The organism is Leeuwenhoekiella aestuarii, assembly GCF_004104055.1.
GTDB lineage: Bacteria > Bacteroidota > Bacteroidia > Flavobacteriales > Flavobacteriaceae > Leeuwenhoekiella > Leeuwenhoekiella aestuarii.
In genome coordinates, this window is sequence record NZ_QOVJ01000004.1 from 284698 (window position 1) to 308266 (window position 23569).

Consider the following 23569-nt stretch of genomic DNA (forward strand, 5'->3'; position numbering starts at 1 on the left):
TTTAAAGATTTGAAACGCTTTGTAATCATTAAGTCTCTAAGAGAAATAATGATTCAATTGATATTTTTCTATTTTAAGTATGCATTAATAACTTTAGCTCTGCCGCTTCCTAAATTTGTAAGCTTAAATGTTTTAGCTGCAGCCGGCACTACAAAAGTTTCTGCATAGCTTAGCTTTTGGCTTTTACCGGTCTCTGTTTCCAATTCAATTTGTTCTCCCTCAACCAACATCATAACATGACATGACCCTAAGGTTTCAATATTCATTGTTGTTTCAAAATCAAATCTTCTCACATCGTAAAAGTGTTCTTGATGTGTGGGATAATAAATAATTTCAAAATCTTTACCTTTTTCAATCTGCTGTGTATGAGAAAAAAGTTCTTTTTCTACTTTATCTCCCTTAAAATCAAACCTTAAATTATTGAAAGCGTGATCAATATTAATAGGTCTTGGGTTACCATCAAGATCTAACCTTAACCAATCATACATCTTAAATGTAAAAATATAAGGCGTAGCACTAATCTCAAGAACCATATTACCAGCTCCTGCACTATGCACTGTTCCGTTAGGTATTAAATACAAGTCGTGCTTCTTAGAGGGGTGCTGTTGTACATAATCTGTAATAGTAAGTTCAACGTTCTCTTCTTGACTTTTCACAAGTTCAGATCTGAACTTTTCAGCATCAATATCTTCCTGAAAACCTAGATATACACTTGCATCTTCATCGCAATCTAAAATGTAGTAACACTCGTCCTGCGTTATATTTTCACCAAATTTTTCTTGAATATATTTTAAACTAGGATGGCACTGTACAGAGAGATTGCCACCTTTATAGGTGTCTAAAAAATTAAAGCGAATAGGAAACTCATTACCAAATTTTTTATGATGTTTTCCGAGAATATTTTCTGCCTCCTGATGCATTAGAAAATCAAAAGAAAATTCCAGAAGGTGATTATCACTCTCAAGGATTAATCCATTTTCCGGGACTATCAAAGAAAAAGCCCATGCATAATTAATGACATCTTTATTTAAACCTTCAATATGTTCCTTAATCCATTCTCCTCCCCAAGCTCCTGGCTCAAACCAGGGTCTTACTCTAAAAGATGTAGTACTCATTTGTTTAAGAGCAGCTTTAACATCTTTCATAAATGCCCAGCTTGGCTCAAGTTGGTTTTGAGAATCAATTAGTATATCTATATATTTTGATAATCTGCGTTTTTCTGCATTCAATACTACCCAATCCACAAAGTAATACTGCTTATACATCTTAAAATTCTCTTTAGTAGCAGTTACTCCAAGATTATAGACTTCCCCAGCACGCATGCGGTATTGAAGTTCATTTTTAGGCAGATCAAAATAGAGCAGAGTATGTTCAAAATTTACTAATGAGGCCCCAGATCCAAAAACAATAGTTACATCAACCTTTTCATCAACTTTAAGTGCATTTAACTTAGCATTATCAAAAAAATCTCCTATTTCAAGATTGCATCTGGTACCCCAAACAGACTCTTCGACACCAAGAAAAGGTCCTATCATTTCCTGAATTTGATCTTCGGGCTTTAAACTTTCTGAAATATCAATGAGATTAAATTTTAAACCTTTAGTGTTTAAATGATTGGCAACCTGTTCTATTATCTGGCTCCAATTAACACCTGAAAAACCATCTAAACAAACAGTTTTTTTAGTTGCTATGTAATTTGCAAGACTATCAAACCCTCTATTTATTTTTTCTGAGCCCAAATCATGAGAAGGATACAAATCAAAATTTGAGTATTTATTCTGAGTTTCTCTTACCTCGGGGATTAAAAACTGTTCTGTTTTTCTTTTTAGAACTGAGGGTTCTAGGTGATAATCTTTTTCTAATTCCTGCATAAAAGAAATTTATTTATTGTTCTTATGTACAAACATAATAATTAATAAATAACAATATCATTATTTATTAACTATTTCGAAAAAAAGTTCTTATTAATTATGAGATATTAATAATGCTACCTACTACTTTCTACAGAATAAATAAAACTATCTGATTTGTAATACCCTAAATTATATTCAATTGGCCTTTCTCCCTGATCAAATACAAATCGTTTCCTGAATAAAACAGGGGTTTCTTTTTTAATCTTGAGTTTGTTTGAGATAAACTCGTCTGAAGCGGTTGCACTTATTTCTTCTTTAGACAAAGATGCTATGATTGCATGTTCTTGCTCCAGCATTTCATATAATGGTAATTTAAAGTCTTCCTCCCCTGTTAACCCCACACGTGGATGAAAGTAGGAGACAAAGTACACAAAGGGTTCATCTGTTTTACCTCTAACTCGCTCCATTTTCAATACATTCTTATCTTTAGAAATTTCAAAAAACCGGGCGATATCATCTGAAGGCTTTACCCAGCTTAGATGTAATTCAAAATTTCTGATAGTAATTCCCCGCAATTTCATTTCCTGCGAAAAACTCAACCAGTTGTTTGACTTAGAGCTTACAGGTTTGGGAGCGACCTTTGTACCTGCCTTCTTTTTCCTAATCAATAAACCTTCAAAAACGAGTTTTTTTATAGCCTGCCTTACCGTAGATCGAGAAATCGCTAATCTATTACTAATCTCTACTTCACTGGGTAAAACTTTCCCTTTTTGATATTCCTCCTGTTCAATTAACGCTCTTAACAACTCTTCAACCTGAGCGTGAAGAGGAACAGGACTTTTGTGATCTACAGTAAATTTCATAAGCTTGATTAATGAGGTCTTTTTATTTTAATGTATAAACATAATTCAAATGTAACAATTCAAAAAAAACCATTTAGTATTTCATCAATAAGAAAATGAAGTTTCTTTTTAAATATAAAAAGCCACCTATTGAAATCATATAGGTGGCTTTGGCTAAGTAAGACCTTCATATAAATATTGAAGCCCTTTTCTAATTATAATCTGATTTAAAATAAATCAAAACTTACCGCTAATTCATTAAAATGGTAAGAGAAATAATCTCCATTCAGACATTTGAAATAAACTTGATCCTCCATTACTCAGCACATTAAATCTGTAAAATTTGTATGCAGTATTGTTATCAAAATAGAACTCACGAGTCTGTGTACGGTCAGAAAAACTCATATCAGTTCTACTGTCTAAAGTTGTCCAGTTTTCACCATCTTGAGACCCTTGAATTTCCCAGTCTTTAGGATCTCTTCCCGGAGCATCATTTCCTGATGTAAATGAATAATATCCCGCAACAATAGGTTCTTCAAATTCAAGGTTTACCCAAAACGGAGTTACAAATCCAGATAAATACTTAGTGCTTGTATCATTATCTATAAGTTTGGGAGAACCTTCACCACCAGTAGGGCCGTTACTGTTCTCACGGTTAACCGAGATCGTACTTTGGTCTGTAATGTCAACAGGAGGGCCTGCAATCACTTTAACAGGAGCTGTAGCAGTTATTGTCTCATCATCTGTTGCAGTTATACTTAAAACTGTTTCACCAGAACCTGTAGCAGTAAGTGTTACAGATTTATCTTCATTTTGAACCAAATCTGCTACACTAGGATCATCTACCTCCCAAATGTAATCACGCTGAGGTGCAACATTGGGTTCAAAAATCGCAGTCACATCTAGCGAATTACCAGATTCTAATAAGATAATGTCATAATTACTAAGGTTAACACCGGTTTCTATGATATCATCAAACTCTCTTCTTCCCTCACAAGCCGAAAAAGCTATGAGAACGAATAAGAATAATGGTTTTATGTAATTTAATATTGTTTTCATAATATGGTGTTTAGTATCCAGGATTCTGAACAAGATTAGGGTTTGCTTGTAATTGTCTAAAAGGAATAGGATATAATGTAAGATTAGGATCTCCTGAAGGCTCATGATCCCACCAAGAATTGGTAGTAAATGCTCCAAAGCGAATTAAATCTGTACGTCGCTTTCCTTCAAAAATAAACTCTCTACCACGCTCTGCAAGAAGCTCTTCCATAGTAAGAGTTGATGTAGTATAGGCCTCGTCTACCCAATCATCTGCAGTAAAATAACGCACCTTACTTTGATTGATAAGATCTACAGCTTCTTGAGTTGCATTACCATTATTTAGTCTCATTAATGCTTCGGCCTTGTTGAAATACATCTCGGTGAGTCTATAAATAACATAGTCTCCTTCAAGATAATTAGGATCATCTTGTGTACCTGAGCGATATTTATGAAAACGCGCTCCACTATTCTCTTCTCCATCTGTCATAGAACCTTCACCAGTTTGTCCTTCGGTATTTCTACGGATATTATTTACATAAATAAACGGCTGACCATTATATTCTTCTGAACCTAAAATAGGCTCATCTGTACCCAGCTTATACTGTGGACCAAATAAGAACCACTCCTGCTTACGGATATCATTTTCCTTATATGCATTGAATGCTGTAGGCACTACCACAAAAGCATTATTACCGCTGTAATTAACATCTAATGCTGCAGTCATATTAGAGAAGCCCATATAGAAAGACCTCCAGTCATAACCAAAGTCATTTTTACGGCTAAACGGAAACTGAAAAATATTCTCAGGAGAATCTTCATTTGTATTATTAAAAGGTCCTAAAGGGTCTTGATCTAATGCTATGTTTCCGGTTAAGGAACCACCGTCTCCGTTGATTACCTTATCAGAATACATAACGCTTTCTTCCCAACGAGGAGTACCTGACCATACTTCGGCATTAAGGTATAATTCAGATAAAATAGAATATCCTACCGCTCTACTCATACGACCGATTAACTTAGGTGATAAAGGCTGAAGTTTCTCTACATTTTCGAGTAATTCTTGCTCAATAAATGTAAAAACCTCTTCTCTAGATGCAGTTGCAGGATTATTAGGCTCTCCTACCGTTGTTACAATAGGTACATTCCCCCACATATCCATAATTTTCATATAGTGATAGGCCCTCAATACTTTAGCTTCTGCTACAATAGAGGCCAATCGCTCTGGAGTTACCCCAATAGAAGCTGCATCTACAGCTTCTATACTTTCTATTGCTGTATTTACAAAACCTAAACCAGTCCACATCAACCTCCAGGCACTGTTTAAACGCCCTTCTTGCTCAGTCCACGTATGATAATGCTGTCTAATATGATCTGCATTATCATAACCATGACGGCCTTTTTGTGGCCAAGCTGTCTGATCTGCTGAAAGTTCGTTATGATAATAGTAACCATTCTGACCAGACCAGGCTAACCAAGCCTGCATATGAGTAAAAGGTCTTAAATTGGCCTGAACGAGCTCTAGTTCAGTTTTATAAAAGTTAGATTCTGAAAGTTCAGAGTATGTAGTTTCTTCAAGATCTGTACACCCAATGGTAAGTAACACCCCCATTGCGCAAGCAGCCTTCTGAAATAAGTTTATCTTTTTCATGTATTTAATATTAAAAATTAACATTGACACCTGCAGTTACAGTAACTGTTCTTGGGTAGAAGTTTCTATCGTCAATACCGGGATATAGCCCAGTATCCTGAACTTCTGGATCACGACCTGTGTAACCCGTGAACGTTGCTAGGTTTCTCGCGCTTCCAAAAATACGTAACGCAGTAAAAGGACTAGCTTCTGAAAGATTGAAATTATAACCTAGCGTAAGGTTATCTAATTTCACAAAATCCCCGCTTTCAAGGTAATAGTCTGAATATTGCGGAGCCTCACTAATCATACTGTATTGACCCAATGCAGAAGCAAGCACGTTACCTGGTAATAAGCTTGGGTTTCCATAGAATAAGTCTACTGTGTTTAGAATATCGTATTTAAACTTACCTCGTAATAATACTGTAAGATCAAAATTCTTATATCTGAAGGTATTTGTTAAAGAAGCGTAATACTTAGGTAAACCATTACCTATTATCGCTTTATCCTCTTCAGTCATATCACTCGCTCTCCCTATAGTACCATCTGCTTTATGAAAAAGCCATTGACCATCAACTGTAAAACCGGCAAAGCGTTTTCCATAAAAGTTTCCTATAGGTCCTCCTTCAGTATTTCTAATCGCATTTCCTAAATTTCCCGGGTTTCCTATATTACCACCATAGAGCTCACTAACTGAGAAAATTTGGTTTGAAAGTGTAGTAAGTTCGTTTTGCTGATAACTACCTACAAGATCTACACTCCACTTAAAATCACCATCATCAATTACTCTATAGTTAAGTGCTACTTCAACACCATTATTAGTAATATTCCCTACGTTAGTATAAATACTTCCCTGTACAAACGGAGGTTGAGGCACGTCATAGCTTAGCAATAAGTCTTCAGTACGTCGGGTATAGTAATCTATAGACCCACTTAATTTATTATATAAAATACCGAAATCAAGACCTATGTTGAATTCTTTTTTAGTCTCCCATTTTAGATCTGGATTTGGGTTTTTGACCGGTCCATACGTTTGATAATAGGTAGCTCCATCAGCACCGTCTAAAAAAACCGGATATTTACCACCTGTGCCTAAGGTTACAATAGACTGATAATTGGGGATTCCCTGGTTACCGGTAATACCATAGCCTGCACGCAGCTTTAAATTATTTAACCAGGTTGCATCCTGCACAAAATCTTCATCAGAAATCAACCAAGCACCAGATATCGCAGGGAAACTTGCCCATTTATTATTGGCTCCAAAACGTGAAGAACCCTCATGTCGTACAGAAGCCTGAAGAAAATAACGATCCTTATAATTATAACTTAATCTCGTGAAGTAAGCTATAAGTGTATTGTCTTCCTTAAAACTAGAAAGATTAGGTCTTGGTAAATCTGTATCTGTAATTGCATTTCCTGCTCCAAAATTCCAATCTTCAAAACCATCTGTAGTAAAACCACTATTATCCATCGAGTAGTTTTCGGTAGTTGAATATTGATAGCTATACCCCCCCAAAAGCTCAAAACTATTTTCACCTATATCTTTAGAAAATGTCATAGTAGGCTCAACCGTCTGTGTAAAATCTAGATGGCTTCCTTTGTAGGCATAACCCGTCCCAAAATAAGGACTACCCGTATTGTATTGCTGATAATCCTGAGTAGAACGGTAAAAACGATCATCCCAAGAATTTCTTTGGTAAGAACCAAAAACTGAAGCAATCAAACCAGGAAAAATTTCATACCCTACTTTTACATCTCCAGAAAATGTAAGTTGTTTACGCTGATTAAATCGGTTTGCATATTCAGAAAAAGGATTGTATCCGTTTTCTGGTTGGTAAAATCCATAACGCCCTTGATTGAATAAAACACCTTCTTCTGAAGTATTAAACGGTGCATAAATAGGCGCAGTAGGATTCCAATCAGTAACAATACCAAATTGACCACCACCTAATAGATTTGCATCATTAATATTAACAGCAGCACTTGATGAAAAGGTTAATTTGTCATCAAAACCCGTCTGATTAAAACTTGCACGTACACCAAATTCTTCTCGACCATTTTCAAGTGCTATTCCTTGAGAATCTTTATAATACAGCGAAGCTCTATAATTACCGGTCTCACCACCACCCGAAGCTACAAAGTTGTGGTATTGTGTAAGATTTGACTTGTTTATTAACTCATCAAAAATATCTGTAGAAGCTCCTAAGTCGTTATTTGCACCTATAATCCCATCGGCAATTGCTTCTCTAAATTGATCAGCAGATAAAAAATCTGGTTTACTATTCACATAATCTCGTGAAACAAAAGTTGAGTAATTAAAAGTACTTACTCCTTTTTTACCTTTTTTAGTAGTAATTAAGATAACACCATTTGTACCCCGAGTACCATAAATTGCTGCCGCAGCACCATCTTTTAACACATCAAAAGACTCTATATCATTTTGCTGAAGTAAATCAAGATTCCCTCCAGGAATACCATCAATTACGATAAGTGGTGAAGTTGACCCTGTAATTGAAGTAACTCCTCTAAGCTGAATTGCTGTCCCGCCATTAGGATTGTTACCGCCAGCTCTTGTTATTTGAAGACCTGCAACTTTACCCTGAATCAATTCTACAGCTGAAGATACAACACCTTGATTAAAATCTTCAGTTTCTACCTTAGTAACCGCCGTTGATACAGCTTTACGTTCTTGAGAACCGTAACCTATCAAAACAACTTCGTCTAGGGATTGCTCATCAGATTCCATCGTTATAGTTAATGAATTTTGAGTACCTACCACCTGCTCAGTAGTGGTCATCCCAACATAAGAAAATTCTAATACCGAATTATTAGATGCTACATCAATACTAAAGTTCCCATCAAAATCAGTCGCCACACCATTAGTGGTTCCTTTTTCCTTAACCGTAACTCCCGGAAGAGGCATCCCCCCAGAGTCTGTGACTGTCCCGGTCACGGTCTTACTTCCTTGCGCAAGTATGTTTTGAGTGGTGATCATACCCATCGCACAGAAGAAAATCATAATAAATTTTCTTAGTTTTTTGTTCATAATTGTTTTCTTGTTTTTCGGAATTTTAATTCCAATTGTTTCACATGTTTATTTATTAAAACGTTTTTACAACGTTAAAGTAAAACGTTTTAGCAATTTTAATAAAACGTTTTACTATAATTGCAATGAAAATGGTTAAATTTAGATAAATTAACATAATAGATGTTTTTAACAAGTAATTATTGATATTCGGCAATTATTGTGATTTTATATGCCAAATAATTAAACATAATTTAAATTTTTAGTATCCTTACTTTATGCAAATAAAAGAATCATCAAAAATCTACGATGTCATCATTGTCGGCTCTGGTGCCGGGGGTGGTATGGCAACAAAAGTTCTGGCAGATGCCGGACTCAAGGTTGCAGTGGTAGAAGCAGGTCCTTATTTTGACCCTGCCGCCCCAGAACAACGCACTCAATTAAAATGGCCTTATGAGTCTCCCAGACGTGGTGCTTCTAACCGAAGACCTTTTGGTGATTTTGACAGTGCATACGGTGGTTGGGAGATAGAAGGAGAACCTTATACTCAAAAAGATGACACGCAGTTTGACTGGTTTAGATCTAGAATGCTGGGTGGGCGTACCAATCACTGGGGGCGTATTTCTTTGCGTTTTGGAGAGCGAGATTTTAAACATTATAGCTATGATGGACACGGTGATGACTGGCCTATAGGTTATGAGGATGTCAAGCCTTATTACGACAAAGTAGATAAACTTATAGGTGTTTTTGGTACTAAAGAAAATATAGAAAATGAGCCTGATGGCTTTTTCTTACCCCCACCCAAACCCAGACTTCACGAACTTTTCTATATAAAAGGAGCACGTAAATCTAACATACCAGTGATTCCATCACGTATGTCTATGCTTACTAAAAAGATAAATGAAGATCGTGGTATTTGTTTTTATTGTGGGCAATGCTCTCGTGCGTGTGCGGTATATGCTGATTTTTCTGCAGGAACATGTTTGATCTTTCCTGCTCAAAAAAGTGGAGGTCAGATTGATCTTTTCGTGAATTCTATGGTACGTGAAGTAACCACAAATGAAGAAGGAAAAGCTACTGGGGTTTCTTACATTAGCAAAGACGATCGTAAAGAATATAAACTCAAAGGCCGTGTCGTTGTGCTAGCAGCTTCTGCTTGTAGTTCTGCGCGAATTCTTTTAAACTCAAAAAGTGAGCAACATCCTAATGGTTTGGGTAATAGCAGTGATATGGTAGGTCGATATTTGCACGACTCTACCGGCGCTAGCCGTTCAGCTTTTATTCCAGATTTAATGAACCGGGATACCTATAATGAAGATGGTGTAGGCGGAATGCACGTATACACACCTTGGTGGGGCGATAATAAGAAACTGAATTTCCCTCGTGGATATCATATTGAAGTTTGGGGAGGTCTGGGAATGCCAAGCTATGGTTTTGGTTTTAACCCTAATGACCTCAACCGCTTTTTTAATCAGAAAGTTGGCGGCTATGGAAACAGTCTTCGTAAAGATATCAAAAAATATTACGGCTCTACAATAGGTATGGCTGGCCGTGGTGAGTCTATCGCTATGAAAGACAATTATTGCGAGATAGATCCTACCACGGTAGATGAGTTTGGTATTCCTGTGCTTCGTTTTAATTATAAATGGTCTGAACACGAAGTTAACCAAGCCAAACATATGAACGATTCTTTTGAAGAAATTGTGCACAATATGGGAGGTACTATGCTACAAGATGCTCCTTCAAAAGCGTCTAATTACGGATTAGAAAATCCTGGACGTATCATTCACGAGGTAGGAACCACCCGTATGGGAAGCGATCCTAAAACTTCAGTAGTAAATGAATTTCAACAATTGCACGATGTAGACAATGTGTTTATAGTAGACGCCGGTCCTTTTGTATCTCAAGCCGATAAGAATCCAACCTGGACTATTTTGGCGCTTTCGTGGAGAGCTTCAGACTACATCATAGAACAACTTAAACAGCAAAATATTTAGATTATGGATAGAAGAGACAGTTTAAAATCTATGTTTTTAGGTTCTCTAGGAACCGGTCTTTTTCTTACTGGATGCAATACTGATGTGTCTGCTCCAACTCCAGAAATTGCAAAAGCAGCTGAAGATTATTTTGGCCGAACCCCTGAAGAAGCTGCATTAATAGAAGAACTGAATTCTGAACAGTTTTTTAATGAGCACGAGATGGAAACCTTAAATATTTTGTGTGCGCTCATTTTACCGGCAAACGATGAGTACGGGAGTGCTACAGATGCCGGGGTACCTGATTTTTTAGAGTTTATTGTTAAGGATATGCCCCATTTAAAAACTCCAATACGCGGGGGATTGATGTGGCTGGATCACGCTTCTAATTCCAAATTTAATACTGAATTTAAAGAGGCATCTGAAGAAAACCAAAAAGCTATTCTTGATACCGTAGCTTTTCCTGATCCTGATAAGCCCGGTTGGGAACAACCCGTACAAGTACAGTTTTTCTCTTTGATGCGAAATCTTACGATGACAGGATATTATACTTCAGAAATGGGTATTAAAGATCTGGACTATAAAGGAAATCAACCAAACATTTGGGATGGTGTTCCCGAAGAAGTTTTACAAAAGCACGGCGTAAGCTACGATCCGGAGTGGATTGCAAAATGTGTTGATCAAAGTCAGCGTGGGGTTACAGCAGAATGGGACGATGAGGGAAATTTAATCACCTAATAAAGTTTTAGCTATAGCACACAAAAGCCTCCTGTATCAGGAGGCTTTTGTATTTATAAAAGAATTTAATGACTCTAGTAAACTCTACCTTAAGGAAAAACCGTGAAGCTTTTAAAGCTCGATTATCGAGTAAAACCTAGGATAAATTAAAGTTGAACGATTAAATAGTATGCTTAGGATTCCATTGTACAATTTCATTATTTAGCATAGAATCTATAGCCATCTGAACGCATATAGCCGTGTTTGCACCGGTTTTTAAGTCAGACAAAGGTTTTGTGTTATTCTTGATCGAATCTCTAAAATCCATTAAAGCTTGTTTACTGGGATCTGCGTGACTAAACTCAAACGGAATACCTTTACCAGCTTCCCAAGGTATTGTTGCTCCTGCAACACCATCTACATCTGCGCGTTTTTTAGTATAGTTTCCTTCCGGGTAAAACCATCCATTTACATAATCTAAAATGATGGTACCTTTATCACCCATTACTATAATTTGGTAATCGTCTTTTGCATTTGTAGTGAGACAGGTAAATGTAGCCTCTACCCCGCTGGGATATGAAAACAGGTGGTGTACATTATCATAAGTTTCCCTGCCGTCCTTCCAGTAATCAATTCCACCGGTACCAAAAACTTGGGAAGGTGTTTCTCCTAGAACCCAGTTTACAAAATCAATTTGATGCGAACACAATTCTGCTGTTAATCCACCTGAATATTCCCGGTACATGCGCCAGTTTATCATACGCTCTAATTCTGGTTTGGGAACATTACGTCGCCAATTACCACTGCGATTCCATTGACACTCAAATGCGGTTATCTTACCAATTTTTCCATCTTTGATAAGATCTACAACATGAGTATACAATCTGGAACTGTGATACTGATGACCAGTTTGAAAAACCAAATCTCCTTTTTGAGCATCAACTACATTTAAAATATCTTCATAACCCTTAGCCATGGTTTTCTCTCCATAGACGTGCTTCCCAGCTGCCAAAGCATCTAATTCTATCTGACCATGAGTACTGAACGGTGTGGAAACTAAAACTGCATCAATACTCTTATTTTCCAGCAATTTTCGGTAATCGGTATATGCTTTTGCAGAATCACCAGCTCTCTTCATTCCATTATCTAAACGAAACGGAATAATATCACAGCAACCGACAACTTCTATCCCTTCGATACCATTCATTACAGAAATCAATCCACCACCCCGATCTCCGGTACCAATAACGCCGATACGTATGGGCGCATTAGTTCCTATGTGTTTATTGATATAAGCAAATCCCGGACTAACAGATGAAACTGCCGCCGCCGCGAGACTGCTTTTTATTACAAAATCTCTACGCTTCATTTCTCACTAAATTTTCGGTTCCCAATTAGGTTCATAATCCCGACTCCAAAGTTGCATAGCATCCCGATCATAAATTCGACCTGTTTTATCATCTATGTCAAAACCGTGACCTACCCGGTATGCCATATTTGCATAATGCACCATCGCCATACTTACTGAAGCATCTTCAATGGGTGCTTTCAAGGTTTCTTTTCCGCGAATGCTTTCAAAGAAATTGACCATATGTGCAGTTGAAGAGTCACCTCCACCCCCCAGTGCGAGTCCACTTTCATCGGTCTCATCACTCTGCTTAATTACTTTTCCACCGCGATCCATCAACAGATAATTAGAACGATCTACAAGTACTGAACCTTCGGTTCCAAAAATTAACGTACCGCGACCACGACCGTAAGTGTTATACCCATTGCGACTTTTGCCATCCCAATTGATGACTTTATCTTCTTCAAAGTTGAACGTTGCATACATTGTATCATACATCTCCCAGCCATCGTTTTTAAAATGTCTTTTTTCAGCTTGAACCTCAGCATATTTTGGAAAATTTACGCCTAATGCCCAACGTGCAATATCCAATTCATGTGTTGCATTATTTCCGGTTTCTGCGGTACCATATGCCCAACCATACCAGTGCCAATTGTAATCCCATGTTTCACTGGTATACGCTCTTCTTGGTGCCGGCCCTTGCCATAAATCCCAATCGAGTCCGGCCGGTACAGCAGCCTTTTGTTGAATTGGCGTTTCTCCTCGTGCATTAGAATAAAAAGCCACAGCTTTATATACGTCGCCAATTACACCTTTATGAATCTGATTGATGATATCTATCGTATGTAAAGAAGAGCGCTGCTGATTGCCCATTTGCACTTTTTTATCAAACTTTTTTGCAGCTGCTACCAGCAATTCATTTTCATTCATATTGTGACTACACGGCTTTTCTACATAAACATGTTTTCCAGCTTTTAAAGCCATAACAGAGCCCGGAGTATGCCAGTGATCTGGTGTTGCATTAACTAGAATATCTACATCTTTATCATCAATAACTTTACGTATGTCGTTCTCGAGTTTAGGACTGTAATCAATATGCTCTTTAAAATTCTTAAGCGCATTAAGTCGGCTTTTTTCCATCACGTCACATAGATATACTAAACGCGCATTAGATTCTTTACGAGCTATGGGCGCATAATAAGCCCCCAGGCGACGACCAAGTCCTGCAACAGCAACATTAAGTCTGTCATTTGCTCCTATAATATTGCGATAACTACTGGCAGCCATACCCATTGTGGTGTTACTCAAAGCCAAAGCCGTACCGCCTAAAAGTGATTTATTTAAAAAAGATCTCCGTGTTGTCATAATTAAAGTTCTTTGATTTTGATGTTTTTAAAAGCTACACGATCTCCGTGATCCTGAAGTAGTATGTTTCCCTTTTCAAATGTTCCGAAGCCTGGCCAGTCTTTATATTTACTTTCTTTAACCAGTTGTAAAAAAGCATCGGTATTTCTATCATATTCAAGCACTTTTACATCATTTAACCAATGTGCTACATGATTATCTTTACTCACAATTCTTGCGGTGTTCCATTCTCCTATAGGATTCACTGGTTTAGCAGGGTCTGCCTGAATTAAATCGTACAAAGAAGCCAATGTGCGACTACCTTCGTGATTACCTAACTTAGCATCTGGATGACGCATATCATCTAAAATCTGATACTCTAAACCAATTGAAGAACCTTCTCCTTTATTCAAGTCTGTATCTACATAATACTTAATACCACTATTTGCACCTTCAGTGATTTTAAAATCTACTTTGAGTTCAAAATCCTGATATTGTTTTGTAGTCACAATATCTCCTCCTGCCGCAGACTCTTCACCTCCGGTAGCAAGTACAATAAGTTCTCCATTCTCTATAACCCACCCCTTTTCAGGGAAATGATCTAGTTTTCCTCCACGCCAACCATCAGTGGTTCTACCATTCCATAATAGTTGCCAACCGCTTTCTTTTTCGGCTTGTGTTAAACTGTTTTTCGTATTGAATGCCTCCAGCCCCATTGGCTTTGCATACTGTTGTACATTTTCTGTAATAATGTTGATATTCTTCCAACGAATTTCTTTACCCGGCTTATCGTTATTTCCGATTGAGTGAACCTGCAGTGCTATAAAACCTGATGCAGTCTGGTCATCAATTAAGTGCGCAGCCTCCACCCCATTGATCCAGGTTTTTAAAGTATCACCCAAAGCTTCTACCCGATAGTGATTCCATTCTCCTTGCTTAAAAGCTTGCTGTGCTTTTGTATTTCCTGTTAACGGATATAGCCATCCCTTGCGCGCCTCATCATAAATACCAGCACTCCAGGCCCGGTCTGAAGGATCAATCTCGATCTGATAACCATGTACTCTTCCATCCTTAAAATCAGGTTGGCTTAAACTGCGGATTTGTATTCCGGAATTCATAGTAGAATCTACTTTATAGTCTAATTCTAAAATAAAATCTCCATAATCCTGAGTCGTTGCCAAAAAAGAATTAGGAGTATTCGCTACTGTAGTTCCCACAATTTCATCCCCGTCTATTTGATAATCTGCTTTACCATTCAACTGCTCCCAACCGGTAAGAGATTCTCCATCAAACAAAGGTTCCCAGGGTTCGTTACTGTCTTGATTTGATTCTTTACAGGAATTTAATACGAGAACTCCTGCTATAAAGAGTGGCAAGAGCTTCAAATTCTTTGTAATCATAAAATAGTATTTAATTAATATATAGTCTCTTTTTAAATTTACGCAATCGACCTTGTAATACTTATAAAAAAATAGCGGAAGCCTCTTTAGGTTCATCCGCTATTTAACTTAGTTTAATTCAACTTTTGTTATAAAAGAATGGGTTGTTCCCCAACCCGTATTAGGTATTTTACTGGTTTCGATAATTAAGTTTCCGCCAGATTGTATTTCCTGATGTGTCAACCAGTTTCGGTTTATAGGTTTACCGTTTAAACTAGCTGATTTCACATAAAAATGGTCTTTATTGTAATTCTTCACTGAAATTTTAAACGTTTTACCCGGAGCTATATTCAGTTTTACTTCCTCAAAAATGGGCGCTGTCAAATAATAAATAGGGCTCCCAACATTTGCTACCGAAAGACCGATACTGTGTAACACAAACCAGGAAGACATGGTCCCTGCATCGTCATCCATCGTGCGTAAATAGGCTTTGGGTTTATTTTGATATATACGCCCAATAAACGGATCGATCCCTTTACTATTGTCATTAAAATACGTCTGCACTACGGTATCCAGAAGAATTTCTCTAAATAACTTTTGTGACTTCCAAGGTTGGTTTGTGGCGTTATACAATCCCGGGACTTGCAAGTCTGGCTGATTGGCATGATTGTAATTGAACTGTTCAAAAAATTGATCTAACTGATTTGTAAAATTTTCTGAACCACCTGCCAAACTTTGTAATCCTTTTATATCCCAGGGTACAAACCAGCGATATTGCCAAATAGTTCCCTGATAGAGCCCCCTTGCCTGCATACGGTCTACATCATTTTTAGTCAGATCTTTAAAATCCTTATCCCAATAAGCTTTATAATCTAAAGCCTTATTCAAATATTCTTTGCCGGCATCTGTATCGCCCATCACCTTAAAGATCTCACTCATTGCCCACAAATCGTAAGAAGATTCTAAAGCTTTATCCGGCGCACCAAAATCGAGCGTTTTACTCTCATCTATTAAAGAATCTCTTATCGCTTTAAAATCTACCTGATACCCTTTTTTATAGGCATCAAGCAAAACAACCATTGCATGTTCAGTACGAACGGTAGGCGAAGTTTCATGTTCTGTTGCCCAATTCTTTTTCCCGAAGCGATACAGGTTTGCAATGCTCGTAGTGATATCTTGATAAACATCAGGATATACCAGAGAAAGTAGGGGCAACTGCTCTCTGTAATTATCCCAGATTGCCCAACCGTTATACACCTTATAATCTTCATTCTGAACAGAGCCATCTGTTGCTCTAAAGGTACCATCTTCTTCGGAAACTAAAAACGGAGACTGTGCGGTACGATACAGTAAAGAATAGAATAAATCTACGCGATCCTGCTCACCTTTGACCTCAATATGATTCAATTGTTTTTCCCAACTTGCCGAAGCTTCTTCTTTAAGTTGACTGAAGGATTTAGAAGTAATTCTCTTTTTTGCATAACCTTCATTTACCGAAGAAAAACCAACCTGAACTTGAGCTGCTACCCCAACTGATTTAACAAGCAATCTGTGTGCATCAAGCTCTTGAATAATCGCTGTTTCCGGCAATTTAATCGCGTAATAAATACGGTAAGTCCCCGCGTGGCAAGTTGTTTTAGTATCTATATAACCCGAAATTAAATTTCTTCTGATCTCGTGAGTTTCTGAAACAAAGCGATTGCTCAACGCAAAAGACAGATCAATGAATAAACCGCTGTTTGTATTAGGAAAACTGTAGTTGTGCATCCCCAGATTTTGAGCAACGGTCATTTGTGCTTCAATTCCATTTTCAAAATTCACCTCATAATAACCGGGTGTTGCTTGCTGCTTGGTGCGTATCAAATCAGTCTCAGCATCTGCATTGAGTATGGGTTTTATAAGAATATTACCACCGCTTCCGGTACAACCTACACCTTCCATTCTGGTATGTGTAAAGCCATCAAATTCTTTAGCATAATACTCATACCCCGTATGCTGGTGTGGATTAGTCTGCGGCCCCAGATTCATCATATTAAAAGGCGTAGTCGCTGAAGGGGACATCTGCCCGTGATCGCCACTCGTACCTAAAAAGACGTTTACAGATCTATTTTTTTGTTGCTGTGTATAACCAGATAGTGCAAGAAAACAAAGGAGAATCGGGATAATTTTATTCATTAAATATTATTTTGATTTTAAACTTTAAAAGTAAAGTTTTGCTGCACTTAGGCTATTTCGGCAATGTTATGTTTTTTATGAATCCACATCCCATAAATCGCGACACTCACAAAACAGATAACGGGTAGTAAAAAAGACAAGTTCATTTCTGATAGACCCATTACGGTAATGTCATTAACTTCTACTCCTCCTAAATCTATAATCATTCCTTGTAGCTTAGGTAACAATGCTCCACCTACGATTGCCATAACCAGACCTGCAGCGCCTATTTTAGACTGGTCTTCTTTTAAACCTTCTAAAGCGATACCGTAAATAGTAGGGAACATAATCGAAAGAAAAAGGGAAACCATCACCAAACTGTATAAACCAGCATCTCCCTCTAAAACGACTGTTCCTAAAGCAAATAGACCTCCTAATGATGAGAAATAAAATAACAATTTGCCCGAACTTATAAACTTCAATAAATAAGTACCTATCGCACGCCCTACCGTAAACAAGATGAATGCAACCAATTGATAATTTGCAGCTGTAGAACTGGAGATCCCTTTGGATTCAGCATATTGGTAAATGTAGGTCCAGCATCCTATTTGCGCACCCATATACAATACTAACGATATCACGCCCAGGGTGTACTTCTTATTTTTAAACAACTCTGCAAATGTATCTTTAATGCTAGGCATAGCCCCATCTCCTTTAGCCTGCGGCATTTTGTTCACCGCGATTAGGATTAAAATAGCTAAAACAACCAGACCTAAAATCACATACGGGTTCCGAATCACCATCAAATCTGCAGATTTTATAAGGAGCTTTTGAGCTTCCGGCAGTGCCGAAAAATTCTCAACATCGTCAGATTGTAACAAATCAAGAACAAAGAATTTTGCTACCATCAAGCCCACAATCAACCCAACCGGATTGAATGCCTGCGCCAGATTTAAACGCTGTGTGGCTGTTTTTTGATCTCCCATCGCAAGAATATATGGGTTTGCGGTAGTCTCTAAAAATGCCAGACCAAAGGTAAGAATGTACAATCCTAAACAGAAAAACCAGAATTGCCCGGTTGTTGCTGCGGGGTAAAATAATAAGGCGCCACCGGCGTAGAGCGTGAGACCAACCAAAACTCCTGACTTGTACGAGAACTTACGTACGAAAAGTGCCGCCGGAAGCGCCATGCAAAAATATCCTCCATAAAAAGCCATCTGTACCCATGCGGCTTGTGAATTGGATAATTCTAATACTTTTTTAAAAGCCTGAACCATTGGATCTGTTACCGCATTTGCAAACCCCCATAGTGCAAATAAAGATGTAACCAGAATAAAAGGGAGTAGTAATTTTTTAGGGACAACCGGAGTTGCTTGAGATGTATTCATTTATTTAATATTAAAACCATTGCATTTCTGAAATCGAACCCACACAATCGTTGTAGTTGAGTACTTTCAGAAATTTTAAAACGATGTTTGTGTAAAACCTGAATTAGCGAAAACGATATCTAAAACAACACCACTAAAACGTTTTACTTTTGTAAATCTATATTTTAAAAGTCAAAAATAAAAGTGCAATTATTTATTTCTTAAAATAGGAGTTAAAAAATACCAGTTGGTATTTGATAGCATTACGCCAAAAATCCCAGGTATGCCCTCCCGGACTTGAGATAAACGTATGCGGTATATTAGTGTATTCAAGCTTCTCGTGCAGGTTTACATTAACCTTGTAAAAAAAATCAGATGTACCACATTCTATAATTAGTTTTAATGAATCAGGTGTTAATAGGTTTGTAAGGTTGATCACCGTATTGGCCTCCCATCGCTCTTTATGTTCTGCATACGACCCCAGATATGAAGCCAGTTCCCAATTGTTAGGAAATGGAGTTATATCTACGCCGCCGCTCATACTACCGGCAAGTGCATATATATCCTGATGCTTAAAAGCCAGATACAATGCACCATGTCCTCCCATACTCAAACCGGTGATTGCTCTTCCACTCTTATCATTAATAGTACTGAAATGCTGATCTACCCAATGCACCAATTCTTTTGCAACATAAGTGTCATATTTACTTTCAGGCTTAACTTCACTGTCAAAATACCAGCTACCATAGTTTCCATCAGGACATACGATAATCAGCTGGTATAGATCTGCATAATCATCCAAATCAGGTACTTGTTTTGACCACTCTGTGTAATTTCCGGAATAGCCATGTAGCAAATAAACTACTGGATATTCTTTTGATGTCGAATATCCTTCAGGAGTAATTACAATAGCATTGATATCTTTCTGCATCGCGTCACTGTGTGTCGTAACCGTTTGTATTTTTCCGGCATAAGCCGAAATAGAAAAAGAAAGAGCCAAAAAATAAATACCTAACAAACGCATAGCTGATTTTTTAGATTGAAAAGTTAGCTATTAATTTGGGAAAACATCGGTTTCCTGTGCCATTGTATTCCATTCTTCTTGCATCGCAGATACCCGGTCTGGAAATTGAGTTGCAAGATTATGCATCTCGGTACGATCTTCTTTAAGATTATACAATTCCCAAGGTGCATTAGCGTCTAACTTAACCAGTTTCCAATCACCCTTACGCAAAGCAGCAGCTCCAAAATGTTCCCAAAACAAGGTTTCATTTATCGTGGTTTCTTCAGCATTTTTAATTGCAGAAACCATACTGTTACCCATATATGGGTCTATCTGCTTCCCATTAAATTCCTCGGGATATTCTGCACCAGAAAGCTCTAGAACGGTAGGCATAATATCTATAATATGTGCTGCAGATGATTTTACACCTCCACGTTCTTTAATTCCGTTAGGCCAGTGAACGATAAATGGAGAGGTGATTCCTCCCTCATAAACACGTGCTTTCCAATATCTAAAAGGTGTATTGGCCACATTAGCCCATACCGGACCGATACCAGACATTACCGTTTCGGGTCCGGGAAGGTGCTCCTCACTTTTCTTTACAGGATAGTGTATCTCTTCCCCTTCTCGGGTTTCTGAAGGTCTGTCAAAACCAATTCCGTATTGTGACGGGCGCTCAGAACTTGCTCCGTTATCAGACATAAACAAAATTACTGTATTGTCTAACTGACCGGTCGCTTCTAGCTTGTCTATAAGTTTCCCTATATTTTGATCCATACGGTCTATCATTGCTGCGTGAACCGCCATTGCTCGGGAATCCCACTTCTCATCTTTGTTTTTTGCCCAGTCTAAATCAGGAAACATAAATTCTGAAAGCTTTGTGGTATCTCCTTTAAAAATTCCTTTTTCGATCAGTTTTTTATAACGTTCTTCTCTGATTTTTTGCCATCCAGCATCGTAAACCTGTTCGTACTTTTTGATCTCTTCTTCCGGAGCCATTAGTGGCCAATGCGGTGCACAATGCGCTACATATAGAAAGAAAGGTTTTTCTTCTTTTACAAAATGATCCACATAAGCTACTGCAGAATCCCCTATGGCATCTGTATAATAAAAATCATCTGGCACTTCTTTTACCGGCTCTGTACCATTAACCAAAGCAAACGGATCAAAATAGTCTACCACACCCCAAATGTTTCCATAATATTTATCAAAACCCCGTGCTGTTGGATAGGTGTCTAAATCTGAAAAAGTTTCCTTTTCGGTTTGATGATTCAACCATTCTAATTGCTCATTGCCTCCCAAATCTTCAGTGGGTGAAACGTGCCATTTTCCTACCATTCCGGTTTTATATCCCGCAGTTTTTAGAACTTCGGCTAAAGTCACTGTCTCATCATCTAGGCGACCCCGATAACCTGGAAGGTTACGATCCATCGTCATCTGCCCTATCCCTGCCTGATGTGGATATTGTCCGGTAAGTAAAGCTGCCCGAGAAGGGCAACACCGGGAAGTATTATAAAAAGAATTGAAACGCAAACCACCCGCCGCAAGACTATTGAGGTTAGGGGTATCAACTTCACCGCCGTAACATCCCAGATCTGAAAAACCCAAATCATCTGCCATGATCAAAACGATATTAGGCTGATTTACCGCTGTTCCTTCGGCCTTGGCGGTATCTGTATTAGCATTTCTACAGTTAATAAACAACAAAGAAGCTGTTGATAATAGCGCAATTTTTTTAAAAAAGTTGTGAGACTTATAATTCATACTAAAGATGGTAAAACGTTTTACTTTGTGTTAAAATTAGATTTAAAAAAAGCAAAATCACAGTTCTCTATTAAAAAATTAGAGAACTATGATTTTAAAATACTTTCTAAGATCTATTAGTTATGGAGTTCATGGATAACTTCGGAATTGATTTTATTCACACGTTTGACATCAAGTTTATCAATATCACGGTCATAGGTCATAAGACCGTTTACCTCCCCTTCTACATCTGTCGTTTGCGTATATATCGCTCCAGAAAACCCAGCACTTACGAGCTCTTTTAGCTTTTCGGCATAAGCAACATACTCGTCTGTAACTTCTTTAGAATTGTTGAATTTCACATAACCCCAGTTGTTACCTGTTTTCCATAAATGCCCTTCTAATGGCAAACCTATGCCGCCATACTCACCAATCACATTAACGCGGTTTGCATCGTACAAATACATTTTAGGAGCCGGATAATGGTGCAGATCTAAGATGTCTCCGGTCTGGAAAAAGTTACCGCCACTTGCCGAATTCACTAAACGTGAGGGGTCGTATTCATTAGTCCAATCTGTGATCTCTACAGTTTTAAACTGCCCCCAGGATTCATTAAACGGCACCCAGATCACGATACTTGGGTATGAGTATAAATAATCCATGATTTCTTTCCACTCTTTACGGTAGATCGCTTCAGACTTGGCGCTGCGTTCAAACTCATTACCTTTATGATAATTTTGATTTTGCCAATCACGAGAATCATCCCCATTAGGCATGTCTTGCCAAACCAAAATCCCCAGGCGATCGCAATGCGTATACCAGCGTGCCGGCTCAACTTTAACATGCTTACGTATCATATTATACCCATAATCTTTGGTCTTGATGATATCGTATTTTAAAGCTTCATCAGTAGGCGCTGTATATAAACCATCAGGCCACCAGCCTTGATCTAAAGGACCAAACTGGAAATAATCTTTATTATTCAACTGCATACGCACGATACCTTTATCATCCCGTTTTTTAGAGATTTTTCGCATAGCGAAATACCCTTTAATCACATCCTGAGATTTTCCGTTGGCGCTAAGTTCTATTTTAGTATCATACAAGAATGGAGATTCTGGAGACCATAATTTTGCGTCTGGAATAGTTATCATCAGTTGCTGACCAGCAGCTGCTTTTGCTGTTGCGATCGTTTTGTTTCCATCTAAAACCGAAACTTCAACAACATCACCATAACTAAAATCTGCTGAAGCAACATCAAACGTAACCGTGCTCTTATCAATATCAGCAGTGGTACGCACATCTTCTATATGCTTTGCCTGCACAGGTTCTAACCAGACGGTTTGCCAAATCCCGGTTACCGGAGTATACCAGATGCCATCAGGTTTTTTAACTTGTTTCCCTCGAGGCTGTGGCCCATCGTTTGTAGGATCCCACACTTTTACCGTCAATTCTTGTTTGCCGCTTTTTAAAAACGGACTAATATCAAATGTAAAGGGTGTAAAACCTCCTGTATGTGAACCTATTTTAACTCCATTGATCCATACTTCAGTTTCCCAATCTACCGCACCAAAATGCAATAAAATTTCTTTATTCTTCCAACTTGATGGAACCGTAAACTCCCGGTTATACCATACTTCTTTAGCAGCACCTACTTCTTTCATCACGCCAGATAAACTTGACTCTACCGGAAAGGGCACTAAGATCTCCCCCTCGTATGCGGTAGGTGCAGCAGCTCCTCTATTCAGAATACTATACTCCCAAAGACCGTTTAAATTCTGCCACGTATCGCGTTGCATAATAGGACGTGGATATTCTGGTAAGACATTATTTACATCTAGTTGAGAAGCCCACTTAGTCTTAATCTTGTCACCCGCAGGTTTCCATTGTGCAGATACTGACGCAGCAACGAATAGCAGGACCGCTAAAAGTTTATTTTTTTTCATATTTGGAATTTGATTTAATTTCGATCATAAAAATTTACAACGTTGTAAATCTTGAGAATACATTCTTTTAAGAAGTTCAAAGTAATATATACAATCACTTATTTAAAACGGGTTTTTGTATCAATTTGACATTAAATCAATTCAAAAACACCTTATTTCTAAATATTTAAAGCTATATGGGACGATATGTTGAAAGGCTGAACT

Annotated in this window: 15 protein-coding genes; 2 read left to right on the top strand and 13 right to left on the bottom strand. The window is 37.9% G+C overall.

Annotated elements, in window-relative coordinates; all coding sequences use genetic code 11:
- Positions 1–68: 68 nt before the first annotated feature.
- From DSM03_RS12805 to DSM03_RS12825, 5 genes are all read right to left on the bottom strand, one after another.
- Positions 69–1871, bottom strand: coding sequence for a class I mannose-6-phosphate isomerase (locus tag DSM03_RS12805; protein ID WP_128761969.1), 1803 nt, complete (start codon positions 1869–1871; stop codon positions 69–71).
- Positions 1872–1987: 116 nt separating this feature from the next.
- The gene (locus DSM03_RS12810) at positions 1988–2716 is read right to left on the bottom strand and encodes a GntR family transcriptional regulator (protein WP_128761968.1); all 729 of its coding nucleotides are present in this window, start codon (positions 2714–2716) and stop codon (positions 1988–1990) included.
- Positions 2717–2953: 237 nt separating this feature from the next.
- Positions 2954–3754, bottom strand: a complete 801-nt coding sequence (locus tag DSM03_RS12815; RefSeq protein WP_128761967.1) for a discoidin domain-containing protein — start codon at positions 3752–3754, stop codon at positions 2954–2956.
- 10 nt (positions 3755–3764) lie between these two features.
- Complete coding sequence (locus tag DSM03_RS12820) at positions 3765–5384, bottom strand: RagB/SusD family nutrient uptake outer membrane protein (RefSeq protein ID WP_236638884.1); 1620 nt, start codon at positions 5382–5384, stop codon at positions 3765–3767.
- Positions 5385–5394: 10 nt separating this feature from the next.
- Positions 5395–8409 carry a SusC/RagA family TonB-linked outer membrane protein gene (locus DSM03_RS12825; RefSeq protein ID WP_128761966.1) on the bottom strand — a complete coding sequence of 1005 codons (3015 nt, stop codon included), beginning with the start codon at positions 8407–8409 and terminating at the stop codon, positions 5395–5397.
- Positions 8410–8666: 257 nt separating this feature from the next.
- Between DSM03_RS12825 and DSM03_RS12830 the strand changes: the two genes are divergently transcribed.
- Both DSM03_RS12830 and DSM03_RS12835 read left to right on the top strand, forming a co-directional pair.
- Positions 8667–10385, top strand: a complete 1719-nt coding sequence (locus DSM03_RS12830) for a GMC family oxidoreductase (protein WP_128761965.1) — start codon at positions 8667–8669, stop codon at positions 10383–10385.
- A 3-nt stretch (positions 10386–10388) separates the two neighbouring features.
- A complete protein-coding gene (locus DSM03_RS12835) occupies positions 10389–11102 on the top strand; it encodes a gluconate 2-dehydrogenase subunit 3 family protein (protein ID WP_128761964.1) in 714 nt (237 codons plus the stop codon).
- Between the two features lie 160 nt (positions 11103–11262).
- On the opposite strand, the gene DSM03_RS12840 is transcribed toward DSM03_RS12835, so the two are convergent.
- From DSM03_RS12840 to DSM03_RS12875, 8 genes are all read right to left on the bottom strand, one after another.
- Positions 11263–12450, bottom strand: a complete 1188-nt coding sequence (locus tag DSM03_RS12840) for a Gfo/Idh/MocA family protein (protein ID WP_128761963.1) — start codon at positions 12448–12450, stop codon at positions 11263–11265.
- 6 nt (positions 12451–12456) lie between these two features.
- A complete protein-coding gene (locus DSM03_RS12845; protein ID WP_128761962.1) occupies positions 12457–13794 on the bottom strand; it encodes a Gfo/Idh/MocA family protein in 1338 nt (445 codons plus the stop codon).
- 2 nt (positions 13795–13796) lie between these two features.
- A complete protein-coding gene (locus DSM03_RS12850; RefSeq protein ID WP_128761961.1) occupies positions 13797–15173 on the bottom strand; it encodes a 3-keto-disaccharide hydrolase in 1377 nt (458 codons plus the stop codon).
- Between the two features lie 108 nt (positions 15174–15281).
- Positions 15282–17327: a glycoside hydrolase domain-containing protein gene (locus DSM03_RS12855; RefSeq protein WP_128761960.1), complete on the bottom strand. Its 2046-nt coding sequence runs from the start codon at positions 17325–17327 to the stop codon at positions 15282–15284.
- 47 nt (positions 17328–17374) lie between these two features.
- Positions 17375–18694, bottom strand: a complete 1320-nt coding sequence (gene fucP, locus DSM03_RS12860; protein ID WP_128761959.1) for an L-fucose:H+ symporter permease — start codon at positions 18692–18694, stop codon at positions 17375–17377.
- A gap of 193 nt (positions 18695–18887) precedes the next feature.
- Complete coding sequence (locus DSM03_RS12865; protein ID WP_128761958.1) at positions 18888–19697, bottom strand: alpha/beta hydrolase; 810 nt, start codon at positions 19695–19697, stop codon at positions 18888–18890.
- 30 nt (positions 19698–19727) lie between these two features.
- Entirely contained in the window at positions 19728–21440 is a 1713-nt protein-coding gene (locus DSM03_RS12870) for an arylsulfatase (protein WP_128761957.1), read from the bottom strand.
- Between the two features lie 116 nt (positions 21441–21556).
- On the bottom strand, positions 21557–23365 hold the full coding sequence (locus DSM03_RS12875) for a glycoside hydrolase family 2 protein (protein WP_128761956.1): 1809 nt from the start codon (positions 23363–23365) through the stop codon (positions 21557–21559).
- Positions 23366–23569: the final 204 nt, after the last annotated feature.

Excerpts from the sequence above, each read along its gene's own strand:
- DSM03_RS12805 (WP_128761969.1), bottom strand. The coding sequence starts at position 1,871 with ATGCAGGAATTAGAAAAAGATTATCACCTAGAACCCTCAGTTCTAAAA.
- DSM03_RS12810 (WP_128761968.1), bottom strand. The coding sequence starts at position 2,716 with ATGAAATTTACTGTAGATCACAAAAGTCCTGTTCCTCTTCACGCTCAG.
- DSM03_RS12815 (WP_128761967.1), bottom strand. The coding sequence starts at position 3,754 with ATGAAAACAATATTAAATTACATAAAACCATTATTCTTATTCGTTCTC.
- DSM03_RS12820 (WP_236638884.1), bottom strand. The coding sequence starts at position 5,384 with ATGAAAAAGATAAACTTATTTCAGAAGGCTGCTTGCGCAATGGGGGTG.
- DSM03_RS12825 (WP_128761966.1), bottom strand. The coding sequence starts at position 8,409 with ATGAACAAAAAACTAAGAAAATTTATTATGATTTTCTTCTGTGCGATG.
- DSM03_RS12830 (WP_128761965.1), top strand. The coding sequence starts at position 8,667 with ATGCAAATAAAAGAATCATCAAAAATCTACGATGTCATCATTGTCGGC.
- DSM03_RS12835 (WP_128761964.1), top strand. The coding sequence starts at position 10,389 with ATGGATAGAAGAGACAGTTTAAAATCTATGTTTTTAGGTTCTCTAGGA.
- DSM03_RS12840 (WP_128761963.1), bottom strand. The coding sequence starts at position 12,450 with ATGAAGCGTAGAGATTTTGTAATAAAAAGCAGTCTCGCGGCGGCGGCA.
- DSM03_RS12845 (WP_128761962.1), bottom strand. The coding sequence starts at position 13,794 with ATGACAACACGGAGATCTTTTTTAAATAAATCACTTTTAGGCGGTACG.
- DSM03_RS12850 (WP_128761961.1), bottom strand. The coding sequence starts at position 15,173 with ATGATTACAAAGAATTTGAAGCTCTTGCCACTCTTTATAGCAGGAGTT.
- DSM03_RS12855 (WP_128761960.1), bottom strand. The coding sequence starts at position 17,327 with ATGAATAAAATTATCCCGATTCTCCTTTGTTTTCTTGCACTATCTGGT.
- fucP (WP_128761959.1), bottom strand. The coding sequence starts at position 18,694 with ATGAATACATCTCAAGCAACTCCGGTTGTCCCTAAAAAATTACTACTC.
- DSM03_RS12865 (WP_128761958.1), bottom strand. The coding sequence starts at position 19,697 with ATGCGTTTGTTAGGTATTTATTTTTTGGCTCTTTCTTTTTCTATTTCG.
- DSM03_RS12870 (WP_128761957.1), bottom strand. The coding sequence starts at position 21,440 with ATGAATTATAAGTCTCACAACTTTTTTAAAAAAATTGCGCTATTATCA.
- DSM03_RS12875 (WP_128761956.1), bottom strand. The coding sequence starts at position 23,365 with ATGAAAAAAAATAAACTTTTAGCGGTCCTGCTATTCGTTGCTGCGTCA.